Raw genomic sequence first — 24103 nt, forward strand, 5'->3', positions numbered from 1 at the left:
TTCATCCAGTCCATATCTCACTCACTCCTTTCTGTTCACTTCGCCATTCCCCAGTAGTATCCAAGATCAATAATCGTCCTTTTGGAAACCAACGAAACAGATTTTCTTGACGTTCTGCCTCTGTCATCTGAAAGGCAAGCTTCGTCATGACTTCGGCTTCATAGAGTTGTGGGGCAGATGCCGTCGGTTGCAGAATCGGACTTCTCGTCGGACGTCCTGTTCGTCCATCTAACAAATGATGATACGTCTGTCCGTCTTTCACGATCGATAGGCACGGTTCAATGTCGCAATCGCACCTTGTCGTAATTGCACATCAGCGACGCGTTGTTCAGTCTAGTTGCCTTTAGTGTCTCGCTGTTATTTCTGTTATTAGGTTACCGCTCAAACAAAAAATGTTTTTATTACTCAGTTTTGTTGCTTCCATCGTCGGTAGCAGATTACTTGCTTATACTGGTCATCTCGGTGGTCAAATGGTCTACGCCAAATAAAACAAGAGCCGGACTATTTTCTCTTTTTATCAGAGAAGTAGACCGGCTCTTTTATCTTGTTTCTGTTTATTTACGATGTGCACGTCCCGGGCGACGGTTATTCGAACGACGTGTGTTTCCACGTCTTTCTGTTGTCTTCCGTGATCCTTTACTTTGGTCGTGTTGTGCGCGAATCGCCTCTTCAGACAATTCGACGACGATCGGCGTGACCGAGATGTTCAATTCCCGCTCCATGTCACGGAACGTCCGACCATCTTTTGGTGTCACGATCGAAACAGCAATTCCGTCGTTCCCGGCACGTCCTGTCCGACCGATTCGGTGAACGTAGCTTTCCGCATCGTCCGGTAGATCATAGTTAAAGACGTGTGTCACACCTGTCACATCAAGTCCACGAGAAGCAACATCTGTTGCGATCAGGAATTGCGTTTTTCCTTGATAGAACTTCGCCATCGCTTTTTCCCGTTTCCCTTGCGTCAGTCCACCATGCAATTCATCCGTCGGATAACCTTGCATTTGCATCTCTTCGTTCAATTTACTAACGCGACGTTGCGTACGGCAGAAAATGATCGCTGCATACGGACGCATCTCATCGAGCATCGTCCGTAGTGTCGCTTGTTTGCGGCGATCCGTCGTCTCGACGACGAACTGCTCGATCGCTTCTACCGTAATACTTTCCGCTTCTACTTGAACTTCGACCGGGTTACGTAAATACGTTTTCGCCAGTTCTTCTACTTTAGGTGGCATCGTTGCTGATAACATGACGAATTGACGATCAACTGGCGCTGCTGCAATGATATCTTCGATTTCTGGTAAGAAACCGATTTGCAGCATTTGATCTGCTTCATCTAAGACAAGCGTCCGTAATTCACTTAAATCAAGTGTGCCACGACCGACATGATCGAGTATCCGTCCTGGCGTTCCGATGATAATTTGTGGCATCCGACCGAGACGTTGAATCTGTTTAAAGACGTCTTGTCCGCCGTATACAGCAAGCGCACGATACTGCTCTGTATTCCGAATCAGTTTATGCGTCTCGTCGGCAATTTGACGCGCAAGTTCACGTGTCGGTGCGACGATCAATGCTTGAACCGTTTGTGATTCGACATCAATTTGCTCAAGGATGGGTAAGAGAAACGCCAACGTCTTCCCTGTTCCCGTTTGCGCCTGTCCAATCAAGTCGCGTCCTTCGAGTAATGACGGAATCGCTTGTTCTTGAATCGGTGTCGGCTCCTTGATGCCTTGTTTTTGTAATTTTTTTATCCACAGGTCACTGATGTGTAATGTTTCAAATGTTGACATGATATATCCTCCTAAAAATTATCCACAGAAAAAAGCTGTGGATAACCTGCTTCGCATAGACAAAAACAGTTATCCACAGCCGTGCTCTATTCAGTATACACAATTTACGCGTTTGTTGCTTCCTGTTTTAGCTTCCAGTCGAGCACAAATGTACCAAACGGGATGAATGATGCGATGAACGCAATCCCTGCCTTGACGATCGACCAATCGTATTTGAATTTCACGACCGCGAGCCAGAGTGCATACATGACGAACAAGACACCGTGAAGTGCACCCACGACTGAAACGGCTTGCGGAATATCCGCCATATACTTCAACGGCATCGCAATCAACAGTAAGACTAAAAACGAGATTCCTTCTAGTATCGCAATCATTCGGAATTGCCCAAGCGTAGTTCTTAACATCCCGTCACTCCTTTTTCTTAATTCCTGTTCTTAGTATACGGGATGGACGATCCTTCTGTGACCTGTGTCACAGGATTGTCAGATTTCGAGTGGACGTAACCGTGCTTCGATAGCAGCTCGCTTTGGTTCAAGAAACGGTGGTAACGCAAGCGTCTCCCCTAACGTTTCAACCGACTCATCCGTCGCGAATCCCGGTGTATCCGTCGAGAGTTCAAACAAAATATGGTTCGGTTCCCGGAAGTAAAGAGCTTGGAAATAGTGACGATCGACTTTACCGGAGTTCGGTAAGTGATAGGCATTCAAGCGTTCGACCCACTTTTCATATTCATCACTGTTCGGCACTCGGAACGCAACGTGATGCACACCACCACGACCTAGACGTTCTCGGTCGAGATCTGGCCGTGCCTCAATATGAATCTCTGCTCCGATACCACCTTCTCCCGTTGCATAGACTTCAATCGGTGCAAAGTCCCCTGCTAAAGATGGATAAGAACCTACTTTTCGGAATCCCATCACTTCCGTCAGTACACGAATCGTCAACGTCGGATCGTTGACCGTCAATGTGACGGCTCCCAGTCCAACGATGGCATAATCCGATGGAATCTCTTTTTGCGGCCACGGTACACCACCTGCGACACCTACCTCACCATCTTCCGCAACAAGAATCAAACGTGTTCCTTCCTGATCGCGAAAGGCGAGTGTTCGACGCCCTGCTCGTTCGACGATTTCATCGTGATCCACATTTTTCGCTTCAAAACGTTGTTTCCAAAAATGAAGTGCAGCCGTTGTTTTGACACGAAGCGATGTCGAAGAGATACTCGATGCCCCCGGTACGCCCGTTCCAAGATGCGGAATATCAAAAAACGTCAAGTCTGTTCCTGGATTCCCTTCCGCATCTCCATAAAACAAATGATACGATGTCGTGTCATCTTGATTGACAGTCTTTTTGATCAGACGCATGCCAAGTATTTGTGTGTAGAATTGATAATTGCGTTCCGCCATGCCTGTTAAGATCGATACATGATGAATTCCGAGTAATTCCATTTTCCTCACTCCTTGTCAATGATTTGGTAATTGGAGTATATCTCATATTTATCTTGAATTCAAGATATTAGTCTAATAAAAAACCGTCCCTCCGAAAAGGGACGATTGAATAGTTGAAATTAAAGTTTTACGACGTTAGCAGCTTGTGCTCCACGTGCGCCTTCAGTGATTTCGAACTCAACTTCTTGACCTTCGTCAAGAGTTTTGAAGCCTTCACCAGTGATTGCTGAGAAATGTACGAATACGTCTTCTCCGCCTTCAACTTCGATGAAACCGAAACCTTTTTCTGCGTTAAACCATTTTACTTTACCTGTGTTCATGGGAACAACCTCCAAAAATAAATTACTTAATACATATGCTGGGCATATGAAAAGAATTCATTATTGTCCCGAAATACATGGAGCAACGAAAAGATTGTTCGTGACACGATGTGAATCCGTAATGACAATAACAATATTAAGCTAACGTAAGTATAGAATGGATGCGCTTTAAAAGTCAAGTTGTCAGACCAATGTTTTTTCCAATTGATTCCACTTCTTATACATAATCAAAATAAAAAACAGGTTCAGCCGAAACTGAACCTGTTCTTCTGTTTTTAACGGTGGATCCAGACTGCTCCAGCAGAGTTATCTTTCGCTTCACCGATGACTTGAATCTTCAGCCCGTTGTTCGGAAGCAATTTCCCTGCGTCCGGAATCAACTGGTTGATGTACGATTTCGAATCATCAAACTTCGTCACACCAGGGAGACCTTTGTAGTCATAGAGTCCACGTGATGGCGAATCGATGAGCCATGCAGGTGCTTTATCATAACTGAAAGCAGCATCTGCGATCTGGTAACGTGTGCTTCCTGTCGTGACCGGCTTACCGTTGAGTGTTCCAACGATTGCTTCAGGATGTGAGTCGACGACTCCGAGGAATCCTTCACCTGGGTGTACGCCAACCCAGTTATCGTTGAAGCTTGAATCGCCATACCAGACGACAAGACCTGTGTTGTACTTAACGCCTCGTGCATGCTCGAGTGCTTTATCCGAGCCTGCATAGTTACGCCATTCGAGGTAGTACGCGTTATCTGCATAAGAGAAACCGTCTGAAGCAACGAAACCATCTAGAGTGAACTTAGGAGTACCCTCTGCATCATCTTCAAAGACGACTTTACCGTCAACTGTCAACTTCGCGTTATCAAGTGCAAATCCGTCTAGTGCAAGTCCACCATCTGTCACATATTCAAATTTCAACGTGACTTTTTTACCCGCAAATTCGCTCAGGTCATATGATTTATCGACCCATGCTCCTTTTGTTGATTCGGCACGCTGATCGCCATCTGTATCTTGATCACCAATTTTATCGATGACTTTCGATTGACCGTCAGCAGTAGCTGTGACTGTCAAGTAATCGTAATCAAATTCAACATCATAGTAAGCTTTGAAGTCGAACTTCGCTTCTTTTGCATTCGTCAAATCAAACTCTGGTGATGTCATCGACGTATGAAGATCGTCACCTTTCGTACTGTAGTAATACTTTTTACCGTAAGCCGGTGTGATGCCTTTTACCGGCTTTTTCGGTAAGTTGACTTTAATGATTCCTGGATTTTTTGATTTCGTAACACTTTGGTCGAGGTATGATGCCGTTCCTGCCTTAGTGAGTGAATCAAAATCAATCTGTTGGATGTTCGCCCAGTTTCCACCCATCACATTTTGGAAGAACTCTTTGTTTTGTGGCGAGAAACTTGTCGGCTCTGTTCCGGCGATGTTACCATTCCAGCTACCACCACTCATGATCGACCATGAAGCGACCGGTTCACCTTGACCTGTATACTGTGTATCGTACTCATCAGGAAGTCCTAGATCATGACCAAATTCGTGCGCGAAGACACCGACCGCGCCATCTTCTGGTTGAACTGTGTAATCATAAGCAGCCATTTTTCCGCCCCAGTAATTGACGCTTGCCGTCGTATCCGCTACAGGATACACGCTACCAAGTGTCCAGCGGTGTGACCAGATCGCGTCGTCACCGAGCTTACCGCCGCCTGCTTCTTGTCCTGTACCAGCATGAATGATCATCAAGTGATCGACGAGACCATCTGGCTCATTCAAGTCGCCATCGCCGTCCATATCGTACTGGTCGAACTTATCGTAATCGGCTAAGTTAATGCCGGCTTTAACAGCTGCATTCAAGGAATCCTTGACGAGACCGCGTGGGCCTTTTGCGCCAGGAAGGTTATCATTTCCACTCACAGGACTGTCAGCACCATAATCTTTAGCTGTTCCAGGAACAGTCAACCAATTGGACACCGTACCATCTACCGAATAACTACCACCTGATTGTTCTTCATAATATTGCTTGAACGTCTTTACTTTGTCTCCGTTGAAGAGTTCGAACTCTTGATCACCAAACATTAAATCTTGATAATGTTTTTGGTTGAAGTCATCCGAATACATATATCCAGGCTCTTGAACGACATTATTGTGCTTGAAGTCGCTGTACTCGACGAGGAGGACGAGGACTTTATCCGTTCGTGTAGCACCGTTATAGGCTGCCTGTTTTGCTTTATCAACTTTGACGAAGCCATTCGGATTGCCTTTTTTGTAGTTGTCGTGTTTTTTCTTCAATTGTTTAGCAAGTTGTTCCTTTTGTTTTGTTAAGAAGTCTTTTGTTTTCTTATCAAACGCTGCTTCTTTATTTGATTCATGATCGTGGTCATGATCGACGGCCGGTTTTCCATTCGCCTTTTTATCTAGATACTTTTGAACGGCTTTTTGTTTTGCTTCTGCTGAAGCTGCTTTTGAGATGACCCCACGTTTTTCAAGCACTTTTGCTAATCGATCCTGATCGACCGTGTTCAAGTCCATCGGTGCACCAGGTGCTACTTTTTCTGCTGCTTGTACGGACGTTACCTGCCCACCAGGTAAGACCGGACCAACAGCAAAAGCAGCTGCCGTAATTCCAGATAGAACGGCTAGGCTAAGCTTTTTCTTTTTTCCCACGTGAATTGACCCCCTATGTAGTAGTGAAAAGCATGTGATTACTATACTTTTCTGAATATTCAAATCATAGATTATTTTATTTCGTTAATCAATTGCTTTTAAGACAATTAGTGCTTTGTAACCATACCTATTTTTAGGTAATAATTTTAAATGATTTTCAAAGGATTCTTTCACCTCTTTTTCAAAAAAATACGCTTCTCTCATTTTAGAAAACGTTACGCTGAAGGCACTCTGATTACCATAAGGAGGATCCAATGAGCCCTTTACAACATTTTGAACATCATTTACTTAGAAACTATCTGATTGGTTCATTCGTCGCTGTCTTCGGCGTCGGTTGCCTATTTATTTTCGAGACGCTTACCTTCACCGGAATAGAACAATTGATTTTAATCGGTATCATGGCTGCATCCGTCAGCCTGATGTTTTCACTGGAATACATGCTCTACTCCCGACATGTCGCTTCCTTACGCCGCTTTTTCAAAAACGATATTCCTTCTCTCGTCTCGTTTCAAGAGGCCTATCAAACGACACATCGTTTTCCGATACTGACTGTAAAGCGCATCATGGGACCACACTTTTTAGGTCTTTCCGTTCCTGCTTCACTTCTGACAGCCCTGGCGATCTCTCAAGGGTGGTTACAGATGCCGTACTATTTAATTGGTCTTGCTTGTTTTGGTGCGGTCCTCGTCGCCATCCTTCATGCTTTAATTGAGTTTTTTCTTACTTATCGTGTTACCGAACGCATGCTACTTACGTTAGAAAAATACGCGTTCGAACACGAATTTGATTTTCCTGAAAAAACGACGGTCGTCACGCTAAAGCAAAAAATGCTGATCAGTACACTGATCATCGGTGTTTTTCCCGTCATGCTGTTCGTTCTCGCCTCTGCTGTCCAGTTAACGGAAAATGAAAGTCTTCGCTCTTACTGGAGTTGGGCGACACTCATTTTAATCGTCATCTTATCCGTTGCGACGTTTTGTAGTCTTCTTCTGTATGAAAATATTCGCAAACCGATCGTCACCCTGCAACAAGGGATTCAAGATGTCGAAAGCAATCGACTCGTCTCGTTACCGAATCCCTATTCGGACGAGTTCTCCCACCTCGTTTCTGGTTTTAACTTGATGATGGAAGGTATCAAAAAGCGTGATGCGGAAAACGAACAGTTACTAGATAGTTTGTTCACCTTGTTTGCCGCGACATTAGATGCCCGCGATCCTTACACAGCCGGTCATTCCGTTCGTGTCGCTGCCTATTCAGTCGAAATCGCGACCGCTGCCAATCTATCGAACGAACAAATCGAACTATTACGTAAATCAGCGCTGTTGCATGACATCGGGAAAATTGGGATTCGAGACGATGTGTTATTGAAAGAAGGACGCCTCACCGATGAAGAATTTCATGCCATTCAGCAACATCCAGTGATCGGCGTGCACATTCTATCGCAAGTTCAGCTTCCAAAGACGTTACAACCGATTCTTCCTGGGGTAAAGTACCATCACGAACGCTACGACGGAAAGGGGTATCCGGAAGGTCTTATAGGAGAGGACATCCCACTCTTTGGTCGAATCATGGCGATTGCCGATGCCTATGATGCGATGACATCCGATCGTCCTTATCGAAAAGGAATGCCAGTGGAAAAAGCTTTATCCATCTTGGAAGAGGGCATGGGTACACAGTGGGACGCCACCTTTACGCGTCTTTTTCTAGACTTGAAACGTTCGCCGATCGAAGACGTGTCATAAGTACGGAAAGGAGTTTCTCATGCATCCTAAAATCGTGGAACGTCATGAATTTTATTTTGTCGGTCTTGGACTGACATGTGAAGAAAACGAACTGCATACGTTGATGCCGGAACTCTGGCGTGAATTTTCAAGACGTTCGCATGAGATTCCTGCGAAACCAGATAGCTATCCGCTCGATATCTCACTCGAACGAAACGGAACCAAATACTCGCAATGTGTCGGGTATCCTGTTGCATCACTCGACGGTATTCCAAAAGGAATGAAAGGTCACCGGATCCCTGCTGCGCGTTATGTCTTTTGGAAACATGAAGGACCCGATATCGAAATTTGGAAGTCATTCGAAAAGATTCAACGCTTTGCCTCAAAACAAGGGATTGAACTTGATCCTCATGACTTTAAGATTGATGAGACACGAGACGATGTCCATCATCTCTACCAAAGGATTCGATGAACCATTCTCTTGAATGGTTCTTTTTTTGCGTTGAAATATCTTTCACACTTAATAATTCAGTACAGGTACTACGGACTATATTCAGAAAATTCGATTTAATTCGAATGACTTATTCTCGCTTCTCTAATTCTTTGGCATAGTTAGACTCAACCCAAACAAGGAGGCGATTTATTTTGAAAAAGTTTCTCGCTACATCGCTTGTCGCAAGTGTACTTGTTGTTCCTACGGTCGTAGGTGCAGAAGGTCTTCAAGCTGGTAAACTCACGAAAGCTTCGTCAGAACCAGCTGCAACGATCGTTAAAGATTTCGTGAACAAAAAAGGTGACTTTGCTGTTCAGAACGTCGAAAAAGACGGATCTTCACAGATCGTACGTCTCCAACAAGAAGTGGATGGCGTCCCTGTCTTTGGTAGTGTCGTCGTCGGGAACGTCGCGAAAGACGGTACTTTGAAAGCAGTCGTAAACGATGCGATCAACGTCAAAGGAAAACCAGGTCTCGCGAAAAAAGCAACGCTCTCTGAAAAGAAAGCGATCAAACTTTATCAAAAAGCAATCAAGGCTTCTAAATTCGAAGTCGCTCCAAAAGCAGAACTCGTCATCTATCCAGTAAAAGATGATGCTGTCTATGCATACAAAGTCACATCGACTGTCCTCGCTGGCAAAGAGCCATCACGTTGGACATACTTCATCGATGCGAACTCAGGTAAAGTACTTAACAAGTTCGACCAACTCGCTCACGCAACAGGTACGACAGTACTTGGCACAAGCGCAACATTCAACACGACGTTGAGTGCTGGGAAATACTATCTTCAAGATACGACGCGCGGAAAAGGTGTCTACACATACGACGCGAAAAACCGGACATCACTTCCGGGAACACTCTGGGCAGATGCAGATAACGTCTTCAACGCAACATATGACCGCGCTGCTGTCAGTGCACACGTCAACGCTGCAAAAACATATGACTTCTATAAAAACACATATGGTCGTAACAGTTACGATAACGCTGGTGCACGCTTGAACTCAACGGTCCACTATTCAACGAACTACAACAACGCATTCTGGGATGGCACGAAGATGGTCTATGGTGACGGAGATGGCACGACATTCGTCGCACTCTCAGGCGCACTTGACGTCGTCGCTCACGAATTGACGCACGCTGTCACAGAATACACAGCTGGTCTCGTGTATCAAAACGAATCTGGTGCGATCAACGAAGCCGTTTCAGATATCATGGGTACAGTAGCTGAATATACAGTTGGATCGAACTTCGACTGGCTCGTAGGAGAAGACATCTACACACCTGGAGTCAGCGGTGACGCCCTCCGTTCGATGTCTAACCCAGCTGCTTACGGCGATCCAGATCACTACTCTAAACGTTACACAGGTACACAAGATAACGGTGGTGTCCACATCAACTCTGGTATCATCAACAAAGCGGCTTACCTCCTCGGTAACGGTGGAACGTTCTACAACGTATCTGTCACAGGAATCGGCGTACCGAAACTCGGTGCGATCTACTACCGTGCTCTCAACGTGTACTTGACTCCGAACTCGAACTTCAGCTCACTCCGTGCAGCAGTCGTTCAATCGGCGAAAGACCTTTATGGTTCAACAAGTGCAGAAGCAACAGCTGCAGCAAAATCATTTGATGCAGTAGGCGTCTACTAAGAAAATCTCCTCCCAAAGGATTTTCATATTTCCTCCCGAGTGTCGGACTCGGGAGGTTTTTTGCGCAAAAAAGGACGGATTCGCTTCAAGCGAATCCGCCGTTCATTCATTCTTGTCCAGGATCACGCGCAAGACGTAAACGCATCTTTCCGTTATCCGGGAACACTTTTAGTTGTAAGGATTCTCCTTCGTACCACGTACCGTAGCTCGTATCGACGACGGGTTCACCCAGTGTCGATAATCCACCAGTCGAAGCATTCGTCCAGTCGATCGCTTCAATGATTCCATCCGAAACGACGAGCAGATATCCAGCATTCGAGAAATAATACGTATTGACAGCATCCTGTTGTGTATTCCCGACAGCACCATACTTCGCTTCGAATTCAGCGATCGGTTTTCCGAGATATTGCTCCGGCTTGTCGATCGGTTGGTTGGCGACTGCTTGCGAGAGCGCCGCAAGAACGGCTTCGTCTGACGTCCCTTTTGGTGCTTCCAAACGAACATCACTTTCCGGTAAGTATCCTTCGATGCTGTCATTGAGTTTGAGATGGACCATGCCGTCCTTCGCATCCAGTACCTCATAGACATCACCTAAATCTGCTTTGTAGATGACACTACTACGACTCGCATCGCCGTAGACGTTCGCAAACGGACGCGTTACCCAAGCCGCTTGCGCATACTCTGCTGCTTTTTTCTTTGATTTCTTCTTTTCTTTTTTCGCTTCTTTTTTATCATCCGTTGTTGCTGTTTCTTTTTTCGACTCATCGTTTTTCGTTGCTTGATCCGTCGTTTTCGGCTTCTCGAGTGTTGATGTTGCTTGAGAAGCATCGTTATTCGTCAACATATACAACCAACCACCGACGATGAATAATGTCGCGAGAATACCACCAAAGGCAATCCCTCGACGATTTCGTTTTTGTTTCCGTCTTTCTTGTCGAGACTGTCGTTCTTGTTCTTGTTGGTGTTCACTCATGTATGGTTCCTCCTGAAAAAGTCGACACAGTTTTTCCCCACTATACCACCAATGTTTACTCGAAAGATTTAAATTTCGATGACAGTTCGACCACGATGACGTGAAGTCAGCAAGGCTTCTGCGATTTCAGGTAAATCGTTTAGTGTTTTGACATCGACTTCTGACGCAAGATCGACCTGCCAGTCACTCGCTAAACGTTGCCATAGCTCTTCACGATAGGCGATTGGTGTTTGTACCGCATCGATTCCAATCAAGCGGACGCCACGTAGGATGAACGGATAGACTGTCAACGTCATTTCTGCCCCACCGACGTTCCCACACGTCGTGACGACACCACTATATTGTACGAAGCGAATGACGGACGCGAGCAATGGTCCTCCTACCGTATCTATGACACCAGCATATGTTCCTTTTTTTAATGGACGGACCGTTTCGTCTAAGAACGTAGTGCGGTCTAACACCTCAGCCACACCCTTTTTTAGCAGCCGTTCTTGTTCTGCGCGTTTACCGGTCACGGCGTGTACCGTATAGCCTAAGCGAATGAGTAAGGCGATCGTAATCGTACCAACACCGCCCGTCGCACCTGTTACAAGAATCGGTCCTGCATCCTTCGAGACGATTCGTGACAATTCATCAACCGATTGCGCCGCCGTCAATCCTGCCGTTCCGTATTGCATCGCTTCTAACGGACGGATTGTTTCCGGGAGTGGCGTTACCCAATCGGCCGGCACACGTATGTATTCTTGAAATCCGCCTGAAGTGTTCATCCCGAAATCAAAGCCATTGACAACGACGGCTTGACCCGTTTGAAAACGTTCATCTGTCGTCTGCTCGATGTATCCTGCTGCATCAACGCCTGGTGTATGCGGATAGGATTTTGTCACCCCTCGATTACCCGACATCGATAAAGCATCCTTATAGTTGACACATGAGTGCGTGACACGAATCAGGACGTCTCCCTCCGGTAAATCGTCGACACGTTTCGTCTCGATTGTTCCCTTATACGATCCGTCCACTTCTCGTACGACGAAGGCTGAAAAAGTGTGTTCCATGATTTCTCTCCTTTCTCTTGTGCTTCTCTATACCCTGTTGTTTCCATCGACACACTAAAAATCCCTGCCGTTTCTCAAAGAAACGGCAGGGATCGGGGACGGAAAAAGCATCAGGGTTCCATAGGTGGTCAAAGGTAACAGGTCAATCTGTCAATGGTTCGTGGTCATCGGTTTGCCGTCGCCATTTCTTCTCCACAGAGGAAAATTGAGGTCCGTCCCCTCCCCTTGACGTGGAGTCTCACCACGCCAAGGAGCTACATGTAACGTCCACCATCAAAATCGATCGTCGTCTGGTAGTTCGCGGCATTAATCGCATTTGATACTTTGTGCGCTTGTCGCTCCACTTCCTCCGCTTTTAGGCGATAAGTATCGGGATCGAATAAGGCATGGCGAATGACCGTCGTCCCTTCGAATCCATATTGGAACTCGCGTTTCGGTCGACTTGCAAGCATCTGGTAATTTTGTGCTTTCGCTCGTAATTGGGTAGCCCATTCGATTGCTTCGACGAGCGGCATTTCTCCTTCATCTGTCACGATCACAGTGTTTAGATTCGCTGAATAGACGAGACGATCCAAGACTCGCATATCGTGACGCACGATGTCCATCGCGGCTTCGACGTCGATTAAAGTCCGTCCTTGTTGCGCGGGGAGTGCTTCTCCCTTTTCTAAATCAATGAACGCGACGCGATCCATTTCTTCGATTAGCTGATCGAGTTGCTTCCTCAAAATACTCTTTAGTTTCACGGCATCTGCTAGGTACATCATCATCTCCCCTTTCCTGTTCCATTTACGTCATTCCTTTCAAAAGGTTTCAATCAAATTGATGGACGAAGGCACCAAATTCTCCCTGAATCGTTTGCTTGTCCATCTCCGATATCGTAGCAGTTCGTTCTGTGTAGCGTTCTAAGAGGTAGGCTTTTATTAGGATATGTGACGGTTTGAATCCGATCCGCAGGCACCATTCCTGAAGTTTTTCTGTATCATGTCGTCGTGAGCGGGCCGGGAGTATGTGATTGAACTGAATGAGTTGTTTGCGAATCCAGGCATCTGGTAGCTCGACCGGATTCTCAGTTAAAACAAAGTCGTTGGATAAGGGCTGTAACGGGATGTCGGCTCTTATCGATTCCTCGTCCTGCTTCTTGGTCTTTCGACGTTTTCGCCAAACGATATAACCTATTATGACTAGAGGTAAAACAAGCAGGCTCATCAGTAACATCGATGAGGACGATCCCCCTTTTTCGTTCGTACCTCGCTTAGCATTTTCAACCCCTACAACGATGAGCTTATTCTTTTTCTTTTTCGGTTTGAGGTCTTTCTGTTTCTTTGGCTTTTCATTCGTGTCCCAAACACGTAGATCTTCATCGTTCTTCATTTGCTTTTTAGGCAACCACGAAAGAAACGGAATATTTAACAGCTTGCCGTTTCTATTGCAGTTCGGTTTACACGATCCATTCGTTTCGACCACAGACGTCTGAACCGCTTTTGGCTTCAGTGCTTGAACAGCCGCTTCTGTCAGTGGCTTACCAATCCCTAAGATTAGCAAAATCAGTCCGATACCCGTTATGAGTCGTTTGCGAAGTGACATCAGAAGACCCCCTTTTAACATCCATTATAATCCATTTAAGAATTTTACATGTATTTTTATGGATGTATCGAAACGAGGAATGATTGTGTAAGGAGAGGGGAAAAGGTAGACAGACCTATTCAGAGAGGGGAACCATTTCATGTTAAAACTCGATCACACGCATGATCCGTATCAAAATGCGGCGTTGATTCAGGAATATGTTGAAACGTCAACCAACGAACAAGCAGTTCGACAAGCGGAACAACTGCTACATGATAGTCCATTCATCGCACCACGACGTGATCCTAATCTTAGTCGGACACTTCGTTCGATGATCTCACCATTATTTTTGACGAATCGTGATAAACATATTCTACCGCTGACACCGGCTTTTGTAACGCCACGCGATGAGATTCGACCAAGTTGGTTCGGCCGTCTCAATCATGAGTTCGAACATTTGATCAGCGATGTCGAAACCGTCGATGTCACTGACTTTGGAGCAGTCGGTGATGGACAAACGGATGATACACAAGCATTCATCGACGCACTCGGTGATGGACATCGACAAGTCCATGTCCCAGCCGGTACGTACATCGTTCGGGGAATTCGTTTGCCTAGTTATACGATCTTAACAGGAGCCGGCAAAGGGAAAACGATTTTAAAGATGCACGATGACGCACCCAAAGGTCGTCGTCTCGTGACGAACCAAAATTATCTTCTCGGCAATCATCACCTACTCGTCGAGAAAATGACACTTGACTGGAACATTAAGCGCATCGGTGACGCGAAAAAAAGTAGCACATGGGGCAATCACTCCAGTTGTCTTACGTATGCGCATGTCACCTATGGCTGGGTCTTTGATGTCGAGGCCGTCAACCCGGGACTTCACTGTTTTGATATCTCGACACCGTATTACAATTACAATGGAGACGGAGCTCGAGCAAATTTAAGTAGTTCATTCATCTGGTTCGATGGATTGACCGGTTCTGGATTCGGAGATGACGGGATTACGACGCATCATAGTGATCACCTCTTCATCTCGAACTGTTTCATGCATGATCCAAGTGGACGTGCCCATGCAGAAGGCTTCTCCAATTCAAATGGAATCGAGATCGATGATGGATCACGCGACGTCTGGTTGTTCAACAACGCAACAAGTCGTTGTTTCGGTGGACTTGAGATTAAGGCACATGCGACCTCTTCTGCTGCCTCGACCGTCAAAATCGTCGGACACCTATCGATTGATGATCATCGCGCCTTTAACTTCCGACACATCGGACATCATCAAGCAACTGATCCGACGTCTCAGACGGCTTATAATATCATCGCAACGCGTTTGATCGCTCAGACACCTCAATATACGGAGCTATATGCGAATTCAAAACCGCGCGCACTCGTCGTTTCTGCTTATCGTAATGTCGTCATTCATGATTTCACGGTGCTCGGTGATCCGTATTATGACTATCAAGAACAACCGATGATTGGGATTCAATATAAGGCACGGAACGTCACGATCAGTCAGTTGAAGATGAGCGGATTCCGTCAAGCGAAAACAGACATCCAAATCTTTGGTGGAGAAAACGGGGCTGAAGACGTGCGCCTTCGTGATATCCGCATTGAAGATTCCGCCAAACATGGGATTACGATCGGTCCAGACATCACTCACGTCAAGCTGACGAACGTAGCACTAAAAGGAGACGGAACAGTCGGTTTGAACGCTAAATCGGAACCGGAAATGGAACGATTCATCGCGACCGGATTCAAAGTACCGATTCGCGCCCAGTCGACACAAGTATGAACAAAATGACAGGATGGACCGCGGTCCATCCTGTCATTTTTTCATTGAGATCGAATATATGCGAGAACACGTGTATCAATCGCACGATCCGCTTGTTCGCGCATCTCGAAGTTTTCCGTATGCAGATACGTTCGGAACGCGTCTTCGAAATCACCGCGGTAACCAAGCGATAACAACTTATCCATCAACTCTGACTCTAAGGCGTCATCAATCGGCTTGATTTCTTCCGGCTTACTCGGTTGTAGATAAAGGGTATGCAGTTGATAGATGCGTTCGAGTTCTTCAATCGGACTCGGATGATCGTCAACGCGTAAATCAATATAGCGGTCGTTGAATCCACCGTATCCGCCACCCTCCTTGACGACGAGAAGTGCCGCTGACTGCATTCCGCGTGAGTCCCCACCTGCTGCTTGACCTGCTGCTAACGCACGCAATAAACGTTCTGCAAGCGGACCTTGCGTTGATTCAAAGACACGTGCCATCTCTTTCACCGTATTACCGTCTACAAGAATATTCCCTTGCGCTGCAAAGTGTTTCCCGGCAATACCGCCTGCCCAGTCGTTACATCCTTCTCCCGTGAATGTCGCACTCTTACCATTCGCATCAATGATTCCGACCTGACGATCCGCTCGTCCTTCATCTGCTTCCGTCAATCGACGCAGTACTTCGTCTGCTGAAGCCCCTTGTTCGATCATCCGTAATCCTTCAGGACCATACGTCGTATTTGCAAACGATTGTGTCGCTACAGCACCTACTCCCGCCTTCGCAAACGGAACAGCGCTCCCAACGGCTAAAAACTTCGACTGAACGGCAACGCCCCATGCTTGTTCTTTTTCACAATACCCAACGATTGAATATGTCACTTCAGTTCCCCCTTTAGTCATTACCTATTCCGTTCGTGATAACGCTTCCCGATTCCTGCAACTGAAAAACCTTCCGAACATCTGTCCGGAAGGTAGACTTCATTGAATGCCAAGTGTCACGGCAAGTAGTAAGGCGGCACATGCCAAGGCAATCCAGATCGCGAAAAGCTTCCAGACGAAACGAAGCCATTTTTCGTACGGAATGCCTGCGATTGCGAGAAATGCCATCAAATGAGCACTCGTCGGGAAAATCATGTTCGTCAGTCCATCTCCATATTGGAATGCTAAGACAGCCACTTGACGCTCGATTCCCAGTAAATCCGACAATGGTGCCATGATGGGCATCGTCGTCGCCGCTTGTCCACTTCCCGATGGAATGAAGAAATTCGTAATCAATTGCACGGCGTACATCCCGATGACGGCAAAGAACGTCGGTAAATGTCCTACGGCATTCGATAAGCCGTAAATGACCGTATCGATAACACGTCCTTCTTCGAGAATGACGACAATCGCACGAGCAAATCCAACAATCAACGCGCCGAACGTTACGGCTTTTGCGCCGTCAATCAAACTCTCGAACGTACCGTTCACACCAAGCGTAACGATTCCCGTAATCATCCCGATGATCAAGAAGGATGCGGTTAATTCCGTCAAATACCAGCCCCACTCAAAGATTCCGATCACATTGAGCGTGATCCCACCGATTAAAACCAGTAAGACGAAAGCATGACGTTTCGAAAAGCGCGAAATCGTCGTCGCTGCTTCTTCCGAACGACGTTGTTCTAGATCATAAACAAGACTGCGCGCCGGATCATGTTTGACTTTCCGTGCGTAGTTCATGACATAAAGAATTGTCACCGCTAAAAATACGATATACACAGCCGTTCGATACCCAAGACCACTAAAGAGCGGTACTTCCGCAATTGATTGAGCGACACCTACCGTAAACGGATTCAACATCCCGCCGGCAAAACCAACCGCCGCCCCTAGACTGACAATCGCGGCTCCTGTCATCGCATCATATCCAAGGGCACGCGCTAACATGATCCCAATCGGCACGAAGATGATCGTTTCCTCTGCCATACCAATCGTTGCTCCGGCAATCGAAAAGACGAACATCGTCATCGGAATCATGATGTGCCCTTTTTGACCAAATCGACGGATTAATTGATTGATTCCCGCTTCAATAGCACCGGTTTGACGAATGATACCGAAGACACCGCCAACTAAGAAAATGTAAAAAATGATCGCAGCACCCGCTTCCATGCCTTGCGGAATTGCTTCAAATAAACCAAAGAGATTGACAGGCGCAGACTCTACCGCGCGATATGTACCATCGATGACGACAGTCTGTCCATCTTGCTTTTCACGATCGAATTGTCCTGCTGGAAGTGTATACGTCAAGATGACTGAGATGATGAGAATTGCCATGATAATGGCGTATGTATGAGGCATCTTGAAGAATGATCGCTTCGACCCTGGTGCATTCGTTCGTTCATTCATGATAAAAGCCTCCTTTTTGTGTCTTTATAAGAATAATGCCCTAATCAGGGAAAAACTAACAGTTTCAATGAAATGTCATATGATTGTAAAAGAAAAGTGGAATACTGCTAACTTAAAGTTTCGTTAAAAGTAGAGGCTTTGATCAACCGTGTCGCATGAAATAAAAAAGGAAGGTATTCTAGGCCATGAACCCCGAATACCTTCCTTATGTGTTACGTCAATCTCTTATGATTATGCTTGGAACGATTGAACGTCTAATGGTTTAGCAAGAGCCGTTTGAGCAAACGCAACGAATTGTCCGAAATGGGCACTCGTGTTGTGTGCTTCAATTGCAGCTTGGTCTTCCCATTTTTCAATCATCATGAAGACATTTTCGTCTTCTGTGCTTTGGAACAAGTCATAGCTGATGTTACCTGCTTCAGCACGTGATCCTGCCACTAGTGTTTTAGTTGCTTCTAAAAATTCTTCTCGTTTTGCGGGTTGTACTTCTAATTTTGCTTCGATGGCGATCATCGGAAAGCCTCCTTTGTAATTTCGTTAACTTAAGCATCTTAGCACCTCCGAATTCGTTACGCCATAAAGATGCTCGGACGATTGATGATATTTAATTACGGGTAATTACAGATGTAATTATTACTTTGTGCCACATCAGAGAAAGGAGCAACGAAGATGCGCGTTGAGGTATTTTATTTTGAGGATGACGGTCACATTCCGAACAACCCGACATTCCCGGTGTTGATTTATCGGCATGCATTTGAAGAGCCATCACACATCAAACAGACCTTCCATGCACATGACTGGCGTAACAGCTGGGTGGATGGCATTTTTGACTTTCATCATTATCATAGTATCGCCCATGAAGTGATCGGTATTCTCGAAGGGCATGCAACCGTTCAGCTGGGTGGTCCGCTCGGTAAGACCTTCACTTTGACGAGTGGCGATGTTCTCTTACTTCCTGCCGGTACGGGCCATAAAGCACTTGATACAAGTCGACACTTTCGAGTAATCGGTGCCTATCCGGATGGTCAAGATTACGACACCCTGACAGGTCAAACAAGTGAACGCCCGGAAAATCTTCAACGTATTCGTCAGGTGAGGCGTCCTACTCAAGATCCTGTATTCGGTGATCACGGTCCCTTGTTTGAACATTGGTGACGTCTCCTTCTCTTGAAGAAGACGTTTTTGTTCCGAGTTCGCGTGGTAAACCCTACTATTGTCTCTCTACTAAAGGAGGAAGAACGATGAACGAAACAGAAAAGACGTTGATACTCGCTGCATTAAAGCAAAAAACGGTGACGCTTCCCGATCAGACGCACGTTCGGGCACTCGGACAAGGTACATGGCGCATGGGGGAAGAGTCGGAGAAGCATGAGGCTGAAATCGAAGCGCTCCGTGTCGGTCTCGACAGTGGGATGGAACTCATCGATACGGCAGAGATGTATGGAGAAGGTGCTTCTGAAGAATTGATTCGTGACGCGATCGCTGATCGACGAGAAGAAGTCTTTCTCGTCTCGAAAGTCTACCCGCATCACGCTGGTGGGGAAGCGTTAAAAAAAGCTTGTTCCGAATCGCTTGAACGCCTCGGTACGGATTATCTTGATCTCTATCTTCTTCATTGGCGTGGTGACATTCCACTTGAAGAAACCGTCGAAGGACTGGAAGCTTTAAAACAGGAAGGCAAGATTCGCCGTTGGGGTGTATCAAACTTTGACGTATCAGACATGAAAGAACTGTTGGCACTGCCAAACGGTGATCAATGCGCTGTCAATCAGGTACTCTATCATCTCGGATCACGCGGAATCGAGTATGAATTGCTACCGTTACTACGCGAACATGGTATTCCAGTAATGGCGTATTGCCCACTAGCTGAAGGTGGTTCACTACGCGATCAACTCCTGAATCATCCAACCGTTGAGGAACTCGCTGAGACACATGGTGTTGAACCGGCACAGATTTTACTTGCTTGGGCGATGCGTGAAGGTGACGTCATCGCAATTCCTAAAGCAGGACAAGCACATCATGTCGAAGCCAACGGTCGCGCCGCGCTCCTGAATTTGACAGAGGAAGAGCTGGTTGCACTTGATCAAGCATTCCCAGCACCAACAAAAAAAGAACCACTCGATATCGTTTAAGGAGGTCATTTTCATGACAAAACATGTTCAACTCGGTCAATCTAAATTATTCGTTCACCCCATCGGTCTCGGTACGAATGCTGTCGGTGGACACAACTTGTATCCAAATCTCGATGAGCAAGCCGGACGCGATCTCGTCCGTGTCGCTTTGAAGCAAGGAATCAATTTCCTCGATACAGCTTTCATCTACGGACCAGAACGTTCGGAGGAACTCGTCGGTGAGGTCTGGAACGACACAGTCGCTCGAGAAGATGTCGTGCTCGCGACGAAAGGTGCGCATCAGTTCGTTGACGGAAACGTCGTCATGAACAATTCACCAGACTTTCTCCGTCAATCGGTCGAAGAGAGTTTAAAACGTCTTCAGACAGACTATATCGATTTGTATTACATTCATTTTCCGGATGAATCGACACCAAAGGACGAAGCCGTCGCAGCACTTGCTGAACTGAAAAAAGAAGGAAAGATTCGCGCAATCGGTGTCTCGAATTTCTCACTCGAACAACTGAAGGAAGCGAATAAAGACGGACACGTCGACGTCTATCAAGGAGAATACAACCTATTCAAACGGGATGCGGAAAAAGAGTTACTCCCGTACATCGTTGAGAACGGTATGTCCTTCGTCCCGTACTTCCCACTCGCTGCTGGATTATTGGCAGGGAAATATACGAAAGAGACGACATTTGACGATTTACGAAAAAACGATCCCTTGTTCCAAAAAGATGTCTTCGAACAAAACCTCGCAAAAGTCGATCAACTGCGCCCGATTGCAGAAGCACACGATGCAGAAGTCGCACACATCGTACTCGCGTGGTATCTGGCACAGGACGGTATCGATGCCATCATTCCTGGTGCAAAACGACCAGATCAGGTGACGGATACGTTGCGTACATTAGACGTTCAGTTGTCGCAAGAAGATATCGAAAAGATCGACCAAATTTTTAGCTGATCGTTCTCTTTTTATGAACATGAGCAGAATAGGCGAAAAATCATGCTGAACTTCGTATGATGGAGGCATGGAGGCGATTGATCATGAAGCACCATTTTCATTTAACCGCAGACTGGCCGGGCAATCGCAATGATGTTGGTCAGATCGAGACGGGTGAACTAAAAACAAAAATCTCAATTCCAGACGCCATGGATGGTCCAGGAGTTGGTACGAATCCAGATGAGATGTTACTTGGGGCAGCTGCTACGTGCTACATCATCACGCTTGCCGCGATGCTTGAGCGTAGTCACATTCCAAAGGTTTCGTTAACGATGGAATCTGAAGGTATCGTCGATGTTACGAACGGTGTCTTCACTTACGACGCGATTATTCATCGCCCTACTCTCTTATTACCAGCCGATCTGTCGGATCGTGATGTAGAGAAGGCACAACGTCTCGCTGAAAAAGCGGAAGGTTCGTGTATGATTACGCGGGCATTAGCAGGTAACGTCAAAGTATCGCTTGAGGCTGTTGTAGAACGCGTGTAAGTTAATTTTCAATTAGAAATCAAATACTCCTTTAACTATGTATTTTCTAAATCACAGTTAAAGGAGTATTTTTTACTGAACTTAATAACGATAAGGAGTTTTCAAAGAGCATTGTATCTCCTCTTTTAGCATCTCGTAAGAGGCATTCTCATCTTGTCTCATTAATTTATGAATTATTCGATGGCAACTTGCACATAATAAAGCTAAGTCTTCAGTCTGAGTATCTGTTATGCCACTTATACTTAATTGATTTTTATGATGCGCTTCAATATAACCTTTCCCGATAACTCCATAAACTTCCTCATAATTCATCTCACAAATATCACAGAATAATTGCCCAGCATGTTTAATTGCAAACTGTTCTTTTGCTTTTTTAACCACTTTTGCATTTCGTTCTGTTATGTAATGCGTGGCGAGTCGCTTTTCGCCTTCTGTATAACGCTCATCTTCCAGTAAACTTTCAGCAATGTGCGAGTTAAGTACTTCACTTTCGTCGGTATAGTAGTCTACTTGAAAAGCAAAATATTCTTTAAATTTACTCTCGAAAGTATCAAAAGTCATAAAGGGATGAAATTTTTCTAGTTTGAATGATTTATCTGATCCGTTCAGATCTTTTTTTAAGTTGATTACTTCATTTTGATTCAGCAATACAAATCGTACATCATTTATTCTGACTAATTCTTCCTCATTGGTAATACAAAAAATAAAGTAATCATATTCGGTTACTTTCGTATCTCGAATGCCATACATTCCACCCGTTGCACCTCTTATTCCGATACGTTTACCATCTAAAATTTGCTTATTCTTTTCTGATTTAAATGATACATTATATTGATCAGACAACGATTTTAACCACTCTTTTGTTAACTTTTTCATTACACTTACAATGTCTTTTTGCACGATCTATCCCTACTCTCGCTTCATTTGGAGGATTGTATTCATGATAAGAAAACAAAAATTTTCAGGAAACCAACATACGAAAGATGTTGCGATGTATCTAGAACAACTAATTCAAGAAAAATTATTTCTTCCACAAGAAAAACTTCCAGCAGTAGTCGTTGCTCAATTTTTATTCACCCAATTTCCGAGAACGAGTGAAGTCAAAACTAAATTTGATTTTGAACGTGCTGATCATCATGCTGACTTGTATATCTATCAAGACGAACATGTTTATCCGATTCATCTATTTTCTCTTAAGAAAAATACAACGATTCAACCTAAAAATCCTGGTGCTAAATCCTTCTTAAGCAAGTATTTTGGTTTAATGGGGGCTCAACATACATTCAACACATTACTGGATCAGGCGCGTTCTAATCTTTTCAAAGATATTGCGATACACCACGGAATAACTGATTTATATGTGTCAGAAGTAGCATTAAAAAAATCAATTCATGAATTGCAGTTAGATGAGAACATACTTAAAAGCTATCGTAGACGATTCTTAGAAAGTATTCGAGATCATTGTTATTCGCTCCTTCTTGATAGCCTGAATGAGCAGCAATCTGATTTTTTTAGAGGTTTCAAGCATCTATCGATGATTGAAGAATATAAAGTCATATTCATCGAAGAAACCTCTGAAATCAAACTAGAACAACAGACGATTCAAACATTCGAATCCGTACATCTGTTGAAAAAGAATAATTCATCGATTCATATCTTAGTGGACGACTATGAACTCGAGCTTCGATTCAAGTTCGAGTCTTCTTTGACATCTTCCATTAAATTAGCGACGAAACTATCGCATACTCATGAACTAACAGATCAATTCCAACAAAAAACGAGGCAACTCAATACAAAATGGTTAAGCTCCTTTGAAGATTCTCTACATACTCATACATTACTTACTCATTCGAATAAAAGTAATGCAATCGGTCGCTGTCATGAAGTTCTTACGTTATATCAATTCATCAAACACAATCCAACGATTCATTTAGTCGATCCCAACCAAGTTCATCACACATTAACGGCTTACTATGCGTATCTTGAATCAGACATGTTACAACAGCTTATTGAAAGTGCTCACGTTACAACTTCCGTATTACTTCGATACTTAAAAGAAATGTATGGTCAGTCTCAAATTGAACAAGTTCAACTAGTATCAGATAGCTATGTCGCGAATAAATTAGAAACAGCAGACATCTTACTCACTCTTCGATACGAACAAAACTTGATTGAGCTTCCCTTGTCCTTAAAAGCACTAAAAGCTCATAATTCTGTCATGACAATTAAAAATCCAGGTGCTGGTACGATTCTTTCCTATCAATATTTTGATGTTTTCGACGAAATGCAGGAGTTCATTGCAAGGATAAAAGAAAAATATTTGATTGGTTTGATTTCACGTCAGGAAGTACTCTCTGAAGTATCAAACGAAATCACAAAACACCTTTCCATCGCTTCACAAACGTCTCTTGTTTCTGGATTGAAAAAAATGATTGGAACGAACTTATCGATTGTCTCTTTTTATCAAAATTTAACGTGCTCCATTCATCCACCGATTGAAGTCGGAGGGCATATTCGTGTATCTCAACATTCATCGACTACGACACGCTTGACTTGGTCTAACGGTAACGAATACTTAAACTTTCGAGTCAAGTTCAGTGCTGGTGCCTCTCATGGATGGTCGTCCCTTAAATTATCGTGCGAACGCTCCGTCACATAATAC

General features: G+C 45.0%; 23 protein-coding genes. 9 read left to right on the forward strand and 14 right to left on the reverse strand.

Going from position 1 to position 24103, the window contains the following annotated elements:
- Position 1 precedes the first annotated feature (1 nt).
- From L985_RS16160 to L985_RS16185, 6 genes are all read right to left on the reverse strand, one after another.
- On the reverse strand, positions 2 to 262 hold the full coding sequence (locus tag L985_RS16160) for an FAD:protein FMN transferase (protein WP_052169374.1): 261 nt from the start codon (positions 260 to 262) through the stop codon (positions 2 to 4).
- 292 nt (positions 263 to 554) lie between these two features.
- Positions 555 to 1787, reverse strand: coding sequence for a DEAD/DEAH box helicase (locus L985_RS16165; RefSeq protein WP_047390664.1), 1233 nt, complete (start codon positions 1785 to 1787; stop codon positions 555 to 557).
- A gap of 104 nt (positions 1788 to 1891) precedes the next feature.
- Entirely contained in the window at positions 1892 to 2191 is a 300-nt protein-coding gene (locus tag L985_RS16170; RefSeq protein WP_023469750.1) for a DUF3817 domain-containing protein, read from the reverse strand.
- Between the two features lie 78 nt (positions 2192 to 2269).
- Positions 2270 to 3235 (reverse strand): ring-cleaving dioxygenase, encoded by a 966-nt coding sequence (locus L985_RS16175; protein ID WP_029342938.1) that lies wholly within the window; start codon positions 3233 to 3235, stop codon positions 2270 to 2272.
- Positions 3236 to 3354: 119 nt separating this feature from the next.
- Positions 3355 to 3555 (reverse strand): cold-shock protein, encoded by a 201-nt coding sequence (locus L985_RS16180; RefSeq protein WP_023469752.1) that lies wholly within the window; start codon positions 3553 to 3555, stop codon positions 3355 to 3357.
- A 275-nt stretch (positions 3556 to 3830) separates the two neighbouring features.
- Positions 3831 to 6221, reverse strand: a complete 2391-nt coding sequence (locus L985_RS16185) for an immune inhibitor A domain-containing protein (RefSeq protein ID WP_047390658.1) — start codon at positions 6219 to 6221, stop codon at positions 3831 to 3833.
- A gap of 254 nt (positions 6222 to 6475) precedes the next feature.
- Here L985_RS16185 and L985_RS16190 point away from each other — a divergent pair, with 254 nt between their 5' ends.
- From L985_RS16190 to L985_RS16200, 3 genes are all read left to right on the forward strand, one after another.
- Positions 6476 to 7963: an HD domain-containing phosphohydrolase gene (locus L985_RS16190; protein WP_047390656.1), complete on the forward strand. Its 1488-nt coding sequence runs from the start codon at positions 6476 to 6478 to the stop codon at positions 7961 to 7963.
- A gap of 19 nt (positions 7964 to 7982) precedes the next feature.
- Positions 7983 to 8414, forward strand: a complete 432-nt coding sequence (locus L985_RS16195; RefSeq protein WP_029342941.1) for a GyrI-like domain-containing protein — start codon at positions 7983 to 7985, stop codon at positions 8412 to 8414.
- A gap of 173 nt (positions 8415 to 8587) precedes the next feature.
- Positions 8588 to 10084, forward strand: coding sequence for a M4 family metallopeptidase (locus L985_RS16200; RefSeq protein WP_029342942.1), 1497 nt, complete (start codon positions 8588 to 8590; stop codon positions 10082 to 10084).
- Between the two features lie 106 nt (positions 10085 to 10190).
- Here L985_RS16200 and L985_RS16205 read toward each other — a convergent pair whose 3' ends face one another.
- The 4 genes from L985_RS16205 to L985_RS16220 form a co-directional block, all read right to left on the reverse strand.
- Positions 10191 to 11057: a hypothetical protein gene (locus L985_RS16205; RefSeq protein ID WP_029342943.1), complete on the reverse strand. Its 867-nt coding sequence runs from the start codon at positions 11055 to 11057 to the stop codon at positions 10191 to 10193.
- Positions 11058 to 11125: 68 nt separating this feature from the next.
- Positions 11126 to 12109 (reverse strand): YhdH/YhfP family quinone oxidoreductase, encoded by a 984-nt coding sequence (locus L985_RS16210; RefSeq protein WP_029342944.1) that lies wholly within the window; start codon positions 12107 to 12109, stop codon positions 11126 to 11128.
- Between the two features lie 254 nt (positions 12110 to 12363).
- Positions 12364 to 12870, reverse strand: coding sequence for a hypothetical protein (locus L985_RS16215; protein ID WP_029342945.1), 507 nt, complete (start codon positions 12868 to 12870; stop codon positions 12364 to 12366).
- 49 nt (positions 12871 to 12919) lie between these two features.
- Complete coding sequence (locus L985_RS16220; protein WP_047390653.1) at positions 12920 to 13693, reverse strand: hypothetical protein; 774 nt, start codon at positions 13691 to 13693, stop codon at positions 12920 to 12922.
- Between the two features lie 139 nt (positions 13694 to 13832).
- On the opposite strand from L985_RS16220, the gene L985_RS16225 reads away from it, so the two are divergent.
- On the forward strand, positions 13833 to 15470 hold the full coding sequence (locus L985_RS16225; RefSeq protein ID WP_034786150.1) for a glycosyl hydrolase family 28-related protein: 1638 nt from the start codon (positions 13833 to 13835) through the stop codon (positions 15468 to 15470).
- 41 nt (positions 15471 to 15511) lie between these two features.
- On the opposite strand, the gene L985_RS16230 is transcribed toward L985_RS16225, so the two are convergent.
- The 3 genes from L985_RS16230 to L985_RS16240 all read right to left on the reverse strand — a co-directional run bounded on the left by L985_RS16230 (position 15512) and on the right by L985_RS16240 (position 18349).
- The gene (locus L985_RS16230) at positions 15512 to 16333 is read right to left on the reverse strand and encodes a DUF1028 domain-containing protein (RefSeq protein ID WP_047390650.1); all 822 of its coding nucleotides are present in this window, start codon (positions 16331 to 16333) and stop codon (positions 15512 to 15514) included.
- A gap of 99 nt (positions 16334 to 16432) precedes the next feature.
- Positions 16433 to 17836 (reverse strand): YfcC family protein, encoded by a 1404-nt coding sequence (locus tag L985_RS16235; protein WP_047390648.1) that lies wholly within the window; start codon positions 17834 to 17836, stop codon positions 16433 to 16435.
- A gap of 231 nt (positions 17837 to 18067) precedes the next feature.
- Positions 18068 to 18349 carry a putative quinol monooxygenase gene (locus tag L985_RS16240; protein ID WP_029342949.1) on the reverse strand — a complete coding sequence of 94 codons (282 nt, stop codon included), beginning with the start codon at positions 18347 to 18349 and terminating at the stop codon, positions 18068 to 18070.
- Positions 18350 to 18505: 156 nt separating this feature from the next.
- Here L985_RS16240 and L985_RS16245 point away from each other — a divergent pair, with 156 nt between their 5' ends.
- The 4 genes from L985_RS16245 to L985_RS16260 all read left to right on the forward strand — a co-directional run bounded on the left by L985_RS16245 (position 18506) and on the right by L985_RS16260 (position 21441).
- Positions 18506 to 18991, forward strand: a complete 486-nt coding sequence (locus L985_RS16245) for a cupin domain-containing protein (protein WP_029342950.1) — start codon at positions 18506 to 18508, stop codon at positions 18989 to 18991.
- An 86-nt stretch (positions 18992 to 19077) separates the two neighbouring features.
- Positions 19078 to 19968, forward strand: coding sequence for an aldo/keto reductase (locus L985_RS16250; protein ID WP_047390645.1), 891 nt, complete (start codon positions 19078 to 19080; stop codon positions 19966 to 19968).
- A gap of 13 nt (positions 19969 to 19981) precedes the next feature.
- Entirely contained in the window at positions 19982 to 20914 is a 933-nt protein-coding gene (locus L985_RS16255; RefSeq protein ID WP_029342952.1) for an aldo/keto reductase, read from the forward strand.
- A gap of 80 nt (positions 20915 to 20994) precedes the next feature.
- Positions 20995 to 21441: an OsmC family protein gene (locus L985_RS16260; RefSeq protein WP_047390777.1), complete on the forward strand. Its 447-nt coding sequence runs from the start codon at positions 20995 to 20997 to the stop codon at positions 21439 to 21441.
- A gap of 81 nt (positions 21442 to 21522) precedes the next feature.
- On the opposite strand, the gene L985_RS16265 is transcribed toward L985_RS16260, so the two are convergent.
- A complete protein-coding gene (locus tag L985_RS16265; RefSeq protein WP_052169373.1) occupies positions 21523 to 22341 on the reverse strand; it encodes an HNH endonuclease in 819 nt (272 codons plus the stop codon).
- Between the two features lie 40 nt (positions 22342 to 22381).
- Between L985_RS16265 and L985_RS16270 the strand changes: the two genes are divergently transcribed.
- Positions 22382 to 24100, forward strand: coding sequence for a hypothetical protein (locus L985_RS16270; protein ID WP_047390642.1), 1719 nt, complete (start codon positions 22382 to 22384; stop codon positions 24098 to 24100).
- Positions 24101 to 24103 lie beyond the last annotated feature (3 nt).

Origin of the sequence: Exiguobacterium sp. ZWU0009, assembly GCF_000798935.2 — a bacterium.
In the GTDB taxonomy this organism is placed as follows: Bacteria; Bacillota; Bacilli; order Exiguobacteriales; family Exiguobacteriaceae; genus Exiguobacterium_A; species Exiguobacterium_A acetylicum.

Excerpts from the sequence above, each read along its gene's own strand:
- L985_RS16180 (WP_023469752.1), bottom strand. The coding sequence starts at position 3,555 with ATGAACACAGGTAAAGTAAAATGGTTTAACGCAGAAAAAGGTTTCGGT.
- L985_RS16210 (WP_029342944.1), bottom strand. The coding sequence starts at position 12,109 with ATGGAACACACTTTTTCAGCCTTCGTCGTACGAGAAGTGGACGGATCG.
- L985_RS16220 (WP_047390653.1), bottom strand. The coding sequence starts at position 13,693 with ATGTCACTTCGCAAACGACTCATAACGGGTATCGGACTGATTTTGCTA.
- L985_RS16270 (WP_047390642.1), top strand. The coding sequence starts at position 22,382 with ATGATAAGAAAACAAAAATTTTCAGGAAACCAACATACGAAAGATGTT.
- L985_RS16215 (WP_029342945.1), bottom strand. The coding sequence starts at position 12,870 with ATGTACCTAGCAGATGCCGTGAAACTAAAGAGTATTTTGAGGAAGCAA.
- L985_RS16165 (WP_047390664.1), bottom strand. The coding sequence starts at position 1,787 with ATGTCAACATTTGAAACATTACACATCAGTGACCTGTGGATAAAAAAA.
- L985_RS16245 (WP_029342950.1), top strand. The coding sequence starts at position 18,506 with ATGCGCGTTGAGGTATTTTATTTTGAGGATGACGGTCACATTCCGAAC.
- L985_RS16255 (WP_029342952.1), top strand. The coding sequence starts at position 19,982 with ATGACAAAACATGTTCAACTCGGTCAATCTAAATTATTCGTTCACCCC.
- L985_RS16195 (WP_029342941.1), top strand. The coding sequence starts at position 7,983 with ATGCATCCTAAAATCGTGGAACGTCATGAATTTTATTTTGTCGGTCTT.
- L985_RS16170 (WP_023469750.1), bottom strand. The coding sequence starts at position 2,191 with ATGTTAAGAACTACGCTTGGGCAATTCCGAATGATTGCGATACTAGAA.
- L985_RS16175 (WP_029342938.1), bottom strand. The coding sequence starts at position 3,235 with ATGGAATTACTCGGAATTCATCATGTATCGATCTTAACAGGCATGGCG.
- L985_RS16190 (WP_047390656.1), top strand. The coding sequence starts at position 6,476 with ATGAGCCCTTTACAACATTTTGAACATCATTTACTTAGAAACTATCTG.
- L985_RS16205 (WP_029342943.1), bottom strand. The coding sequence starts at position 11,057 with ATGAGTGAACACCAACAAGAACAAGAACGACAGTCTCGACAAGAAAGA.
- L985_RS16250 (WP_047390645.1), top strand. The coding sequence starts at position 19,078 with ATGAACGAAACAGAAAAGACGTTGATACTCGCTGCATTAAAGCAAAAA.
- L985_RS16240 (WP_029342949.1), bottom strand. The coding sequence starts at position 18,349 with ATGATCGCCATCGAAGCAAAATTAGAAGTACAACCCGCAAAACGAGAA.
- L985_RS16235 (WP_047390648.1), bottom strand. The coding sequence starts at position 17,836 with ATGAATGAACGAACGAATGCACCAGGGTCGAAGCGATCATTCTTCAAG.
- L985_RS16225 (WP_034786150.1), top strand. The coding sequence starts at position 13,833 with ATGTTAAAACTCGATCACACGCATGATCCGTATCAAAATGCGGCGTTG.